Source organism: Streptomyces africanus, from assembly GCF_002150735.1.
Lineage (GTDB): Bacteria > Actinomycetota > Actinomycetes > Streptomycetales > Streptomycetaceae > Streptomyces > Streptomyces africanus.
Genome location: NZ_MUKA01000558.1, coordinates 1 through 6393, shown reverse-complemented (window position 1 = coordinate 6393; position 6393 = coordinate 1). Strand labels below are relative to the sequence as shown.

At 71.9% G+C, this 6393-nt stretch carries 5 protein-coding genes; 4 read left to right on the top strand and 1 reads right to left on the bottom strand.

The features are described from left to right. Positions 1–110: 110 nt before the first annotated feature. The 3 genes from CCL05_RS42040 to CCL05_RS42030 all read left to right on the top strand — a co-directional run bounded on the left by CCL05_RS42040 (position 111) and on the right by CCL05_RS42030 (position 4092). Positions 111–1274, top strand: a complete 1164-nt coding sequence (locus tag CCL05_RS42040) for a substrate-binding domain-containing protein (RefSeq protein ID WP_086565792.1) — start codon at positions 111–113, stop codon at positions 1272–1274. Between the two features lie 167 nt (positions 1275–1441). Then, positions 1442–2548, top strand: a complete 1107-nt coding sequence (locus tag CCL05_RS42035) for an FAD-dependent oxidoreductase (RefSeq protein ID WP_086565791.1) — start codon at positions 1442–1444, stop codon at positions 2546–2548. Between the two features lie 143 nt (positions 2549–2691). Further along, entirely contained in the window at positions 2692–4092 is a 1401-nt protein-coding gene (locus CCL05_RS42030) for a cytochrome P450 (protein ID WP_086565794.1), read from the top strand. 212 nt (positions 4093–4304) lie between these two features. Here CCL05_RS42030 and CCL05_RS42025 read toward each other — a convergent pair whose 3' ends face one another. Beyond that, positions 4305–4754: a response regulator transcription factor gene (locus CCL05_RS42025; protein ID WP_244204601.1), complete on the bottom strand. Its 450-nt coding sequence runs from the start codon at positions 4752–4754 to the stop codon at positions 4305–4307. Between the two features lie 163 nt (positions 4755–4917). On the opposite strand from CCL05_RS42025, the gene CCL05_RS42020 reads away from it, so the two are divergent. Continuing rightward, a partial coding sequence (locus CCL05_RS42020; RefSeq protein ID WP_107400593.1) for an MFS transporter occupies positions 4918–6393 on the top strand: 1476 nt, incomplete at its 3' end.

Below are 6393 nucleotides of genomic sequence, written 5' to 3'. Positions count from 1 at the left end.
GTCCTCCACCCCGCCGCCGTCCTCCCCGACGCCGGAGGGCGGCTCCGCGGGCACACCACCCTGACCCCTCGGTACGTCCCGCCGCGCCGATCCCCTCACCAGGAGCCCCCGTGCACCGCAACCGCAAGGCCGCCCCCGGAGCCCGCACCGCGCGGCTCGCCTGCTGCGCCCTGCTGGCGACGGCGACCGCCCTCGTCGGCTGCGAGCGCGGTTCATCGGACGGCGCGGACGAGACCGCGACGGGCCCGAGCGGCTGCCCCGACGTCCAGGCCGGGGCGCGGGCCGCCGTCACCCGGGCCGAGCGGACCGACATCCCCTGGGGCGGACCCACCAGCGGCCCGGAGGCGGTGTCGGGCAGAACCATCGTCTACGTCGCCCAGACCATGACCAACCCCGGCGTCGCGGGCGCCGCGAACGGGGTGCGGGAAGCCGCGCGGGTCATCGGATGGAACGTCCGGGTGATCGACGGCGGAGGCACCCCGGCCGGTATCCAGGCGGCCATGAGCGAGGCCGTCGCCCTGAGGCCCTCGGGCATCGTCATCGGCGGCTTCGACCCCGGCTCGACGGCACAGCAGGTCGCCCGGGCGGGCGCGCAGCGCATCCCGCTCATCGGCTGGCACGCGGTCCCCGAGCCCGGCCCCAGCCGGGACCCCGACCTCTTCACCAACGTCACCACCCGCGTCCAGGACGTGGCCCGCATCAGCGCGCAGTGGATCGTCTCCGACTCGGACGGCCGCGCCGGGGTCGTGCTCATCACCGACGCGTCGATCCCCTTCGCCAGGAACAAGTCCGACCTGATCAGGAAGGAACTCGCCAGGTGCCGCGGGGTGCGGCTGCTGTCCGTCGAGAACATCCCGATCCCGGACGCGAGCAGCCGCACCCCGCGGGAGATCTCCTCGCTGCTCTCCCGCTTCCGGGACCGGTGGACCCACTCCGTCGCCATCAACGACCTGTACTTCGCCGACGCCGCCCCCGCCTTCCGCGCGGCCGGCGAGAAGGGCTCGGGCCCGCCGTACAACATCGGCGCGGGCGACGGCGATCCGTCCGCCTTCCAGCGCGTCAGCAGCAGGCAGTACCAGGCCGCCACCGTGCCCGAACCGCTGTCCCTCCAGGGCTGGCAGATCGTCGACGAGTTCAACCGCGCGTTCTCCGGCCGCCCGGCCAGCGGGTACACGGCCCCCGTCCACATCGCCACGGCCGGCAACAGCGAGGGCGCCACGACCTGGGACCCGTCGGGCTACCGGGAGGCGTACCGGAAGATCTGGGGGAAGTGACGCCCGGTCAGGTGCCGATCCCTTCACCGAACATGCACGGAACCTCGAAATCCCTTTAAGTTTCAAGCGCTAATCTCACCGTCAGTCGAGTGGCCGCCGGGGTCGATCCGAGCGGGGCCCGTTCCGCGGCGGCACTCGCAACCCCCCACCAGCACAGGAGACCGGGTGTGTACGACGGCGACGTAGTGGTGATCGGCGGCGGCTACGGCGGCGTCCGGCTGGCGAAGCGACTGGACACGACGGCCCGGGTCACGCTGGTGGACCGCAAGGAGGTCTTCTTCCACCGCGTCGCCTCCCTGCGCGCGGGCGTGCGCCCCGAGTGGACGCACACGCCCTTCATCCCGTACGACCGGCTGCTGCACCGCGGGCGCGTGATCGCGGGCAAGGCCGTCCGTATCGACACCGCCGAACGGCAGGTCGTCCTCGCCACGGGCGAACGGCTGCCCTACGACGTGGTCGTGATCGCCACCGGCGCCGACTACCCCGAACCGGCCCGCTTCCTGGGCACCGCCGTCGAGGAAGCGGCCAAGTCGTTCGCCGAACACCAGCGCAACATCGCCACGGCCGAGCACGTCCTCGTCGTCGGCGGCGGCCCCGGCGGCGTCGAACTCAGCGCCGAGATCCGCCTCGCCCGGCCGGACGCCCGCGTCACGCTCGCCCACTCCGGACCGGCCCTGCTCGACTCCACGGGCAGCGCGCGGCCGGGACGCAAGGCCCTCGCGTGGCTGGAGGCCCATGACATCGAGGTCCGGCTCGACTCGTTCATGTCGCCCGGCAACGACTTCGGCACCTACCGCGACGGCCGCGGCACCGTCATCGAGGCCGACCTGTCCTTCTGGGCGACGGGCACCACACCCAACACGCTCTGGCTCCGCCTGGCCGGACACGGTGACTGGCTGAACCGGGACGGACACGTCAAGGTCGACCGGACACTCCGGGTGGAAGGCAGGCTGGACGTGTTCGCCGTCGGCGACGTGAACGACGTCAGCGAACTCAAGATCACCCCCGCCGCGCTCGCCCAGGCGGACATCGCCGCCCACAACATCCGCGCCTACCTGCAGAGTTCGGGCAAGCACCGCAAGGAGCCGCGCTTCTACCGGCCGGTCCAGCGCACCCCGCTCATCGTGCCGTTCGGCCCGGCCGACGGACTGACCGTGCTGCCCGTACCGGGCGGCGAGTCCGCGGTCCTCGGCAGCCGTACGACGGTCATGGCCAAGGCGAAGACCCTCATGACGCCCTACATGCGGCGCCAACTCGGTTACACCGCAGCCTGATCCGCGTCGCACGCGCCGGGCCACCCCGCGTCACCCCACCCCCCGTCGTTACCCGCCGGTTGCCTCTGGGGTAGGGTCCCCACCGTTTCCGGTTACCGGCTGATGGTGCGCCGGTACGGGGCGTGTCGGAGGGTGGCAAGACGATGGACTCCCAGTGGGGTGACGGCGGATCAGTGGACCTGGACGACACGCGGCTGGAGGCGCTGAGTCCCCAGCCGTTGCTGACCCGTGACTACGAGACGCGCCCCGCGCTCGTGTACGAGCGGCTGAGGCAGCAGCACGGCCCCGTCGCGCCGGTCGATCTGCTCGGCGTGCCCGCCTGGCTGGTCCTCGGCTACCGCGAGGCGCTCCAGGTCCTCCAGGACGACGACGGCTTCCCGAAGGGGCTGGAGAACTGGCGGGCCCGCTCCGAGGGCCGGGTGCCGGCCGACTGGCCGCTCGGCCCGTCCCTGGAGGTCAACCACATCCTGATCCAGGGCGGCCCCGGATACCGGCCGCTGCGCATGGCCTGGGACGTGGCCCTCAAGCCGTTCCAGGACCCGCGCCACCCGCAGGCCAAGCGCCTCAAGGCCGCCGTAACCGCCTACGCCGACGAGCTGATCACCCTGATCGGGCAGGGCGGAAAGACGGGCGTGGCGGACCTGTCCGCGCAGTTCTCCCGGCCGCTGCCGCTGATGGTGGCCAGCCACCTGCTCGGCTTCCCCGGCTCACAGGGCGACGACGCCCTGATGGACATGTGGCGCGTCCTCGACGCCGGCCCGGACGCGGAAGCCGCACTGGAACGCCTGCTCGCGACACTGGCGGAACTCGCCGCGACGAAGCTTAAGAAGCCGGGCGACGACTTCCCCTCCTACCTGCTGGCCGCGCACCCCGACCTGTCGCTCGACCAGCTGGCCCGCGAGCTGTTCATGCTGCTCGGCATGACCTCCGACCACGTCGGCATCCTCATCTCCAACACGGTCGTCGAGGTCATCTCGGGCGAGGGCAGCGTGCGCGCCAGCCTGTCCGCCGGGATGGTCAGGGAGGCCATGAACCGGTCCGTCATGCGCAAGCCGCCCCTGGTGAACTTCGTCCCGCGCTTCGCGGCCGCGGACACCCCGCTCGGCAACTACACGATCCGGGCCGGCGACCCGGTATGGGTCTCCCCGGGCGCCGCGCACGCCGACCCGCTCTTCGCCGACCACGTCGCCTCCGGCACCACCATCAGCACCCGGGCACACCTGTCCTGGGGAGCCGGACCGCGCCAGTGCCCGTCACGGGAGCTCGCCTCGACGGTCGCGGCGGCCGGTGTGGGGCGGCTGTTCGAGCGGTTCGACCACCTCGCCCTCGCCCTGCCCGCCGACCAACTGCCCTGGCGTTCCTCCCCGTTCATGCGCGGCCTGCGCTCGCTGCCCGTGCGCTACGACCTCTCCGCGGCGCCCGCGCGGCCTTCGGCGGACGGTTCCGCGCCCGAGGTGGCCGAGGAGGTCCTGCCGGACCGGTCCGCCCGGCAGCGTTCCTCGCTGTGGCGCTATCTGACGGGCCTGATCCGCGGCGGCCGCTGACCGGGCGCCGGGGCCGGCACACCCATGGCGTATCAGCGTTCCTCCCGGTCCGGGGGTGACGGTCTCACGCCGCACGCGTGACGAACGGTGCTGTTGCGCGGCTTCCCGCTCTGCGATGCTCGACAGAGATCGGCGGATGCTTCCCGAAGATCGGCCGGACAGGGCGCGGGCCCGCGGGGGCCGGGCAGGTTCACCTCGATGACCTGCCCGGTTCACACCCAGCCCGACTCCACGGCGATCCGGATCGCGTCGATCCGATTGCGTCCGCCCGTCTTCCTGCCGATCGCCGACAGATGGTTGCGGACCGTCGCCACGGACAGGCACAGCCGCTCCGCGATCTCCCGGATGGGAGTGCCGTCGGCGGTCAGCCGCAGCACCTCCACCTCGCGCCGGGTCAGCGGGTTCGCGCCCGCGTCCAGGGCGGCCGGCGCGAACTCGGGATCGACGAACCGCTGCCCCCGCACCAGCTTGCGCACCCCGTGGACCAGCCGGTCCGGCGGGGCATCGGTGCTGATGACGCCGGCGGCGTGCAGATCGAGCATGCGGCGCAGCCGCTCGGGCGTCGTCGAGGCCATCATCAGCAGCATCCGGCACTCCGGCAGCCCCGCCCGCAGCTCGCCCCGGACGGTGATCTCCTCGCCCTCCCTTGCACGGATTATCACCGCAGACCCCGGCGATTTCAGTCCGGGAGACACCCACGTTGATCGAGTGGTGAGGCCCGGGAGCCGGACGTACCGTCGAACGGTGGACACCGCAGGCAGCAGCCCGCAGCCGGCTACACCACAGACGACCACCACCAGGGAATCCGGTGGTGGCGGGAACGCGATGGCACTCTTCGTCATCGCCTCGTGCCAGCTCATGGTGGTCCTCGACATCACGATCGTGAACATCGCCCTGCCGCACATCCAGACGGCGCTGGACTTCTCCACCACGAGCCTCGCCTGGGTGGTCAACGCCTACACCCTCACCTTCGGCGGCCTGTTGCTGCTCGGCGGCAGGACGGGCGACATCCTGGGACGGCGGCGCGTCTTCATCTTCGGCGTGCTGCTCTTCGTCCTCGCCTCCCTGCTCGGCGGGCTCTCCCAGAACTCCGGTCAACTCCTCGGCGCGCGTGCCCTCCAGGGCGTCGGCGGCGCCATCGCCTCCCCGACGGCCCTCGCCCTGATCAGCACCACCTTCCGCGAAGGACCCGAACGCAACCGCGCCTTCGGCGTCTTCGCCGCGGTCTCGGCGGGCGGCGGCGCGATCGGCCTGCTCGCGGGCGGCATCCTGGTGGAGTGGCTGAACTGGCGGTGGGTGCTGTTCGTCAACGTGCCCATCGGCCTGCTCATCGCGCTCGCCACCCCGCGCTGGATCAGGGAGTCCGAACGCCACCCCGGGCGCTTCGACGTCACCGGCGCGCTCGCCTCCACCGTGGGCATGGTGCTGCTGGTCTACGGGTTCATCAGGGCCGCGCAGGAGGGCTGGCGCGACGCCCTCACCGTCGCCTCGTTCGCCGCGGCGGTCGTCGTCCTGACGGGCTTCATCCTGATCGAGCGGCGCTCCAGACAGCCCATCACGCCCCTGCACATGTTCGCCGACCGCAACCGCGCGGGCACATACGGCATCATGCTGTGCCTGGCCGCCGCGATCTTCGGCATGTTCTTCTTCCTCACGCTCTTCGTGCAGAACGTGCTGGGGTTCAGCCCCCTCGAAGCCGGACTGGCCTTCCTGCCGGTCAGCGCGGTCATCGCCATCGGCGCCGGACTGGCCTCGCGGTTCCTGCCCGTCTACGGGCCCAAGCCGTTCCTGGTGGTGGGCGCGCTCCTGGCCGCGGCCGGGCTGTCCTGGCTCACGCTGACCGACGTGCACTCCACGTACGCGGGCAGCGTCCTCGGCCCGATGCTCGTCTTCAGCCTCGGCATGGGCATGGAGTTCGTGTCGCTGACCCTCATGGCGCTGTCCAACGTGCCCACGCCGGAGACCGGCGCGGCCTCCGGGCTGCTCAACGCCACCCAGCAGGTCGGCGGCTCCCTCGGCCTGTCCATCCTGGTCACCATGTACGGCACGGCCAGCACCAACGAGGCCGAGAAGCAGATCCCGCTCTTCCTCCGGCAGGCGCCCCCTGCCGAGCGCCTGCGCTTCCAACGCACCGGGCAACTGCCGAAACCCTGGTCCGACGAGATCCTCACCGCCGGCGTCTCGGCCGCCTTCGTCATGGCGGCGATCTTCACCGCGATCGCCGCGCTGATCGCCCTGATCGTCATCCAGGTCCGCCCCTCCGACCTGGAACGCCTCAAGGGAGGGGCGGACCTGGATGAC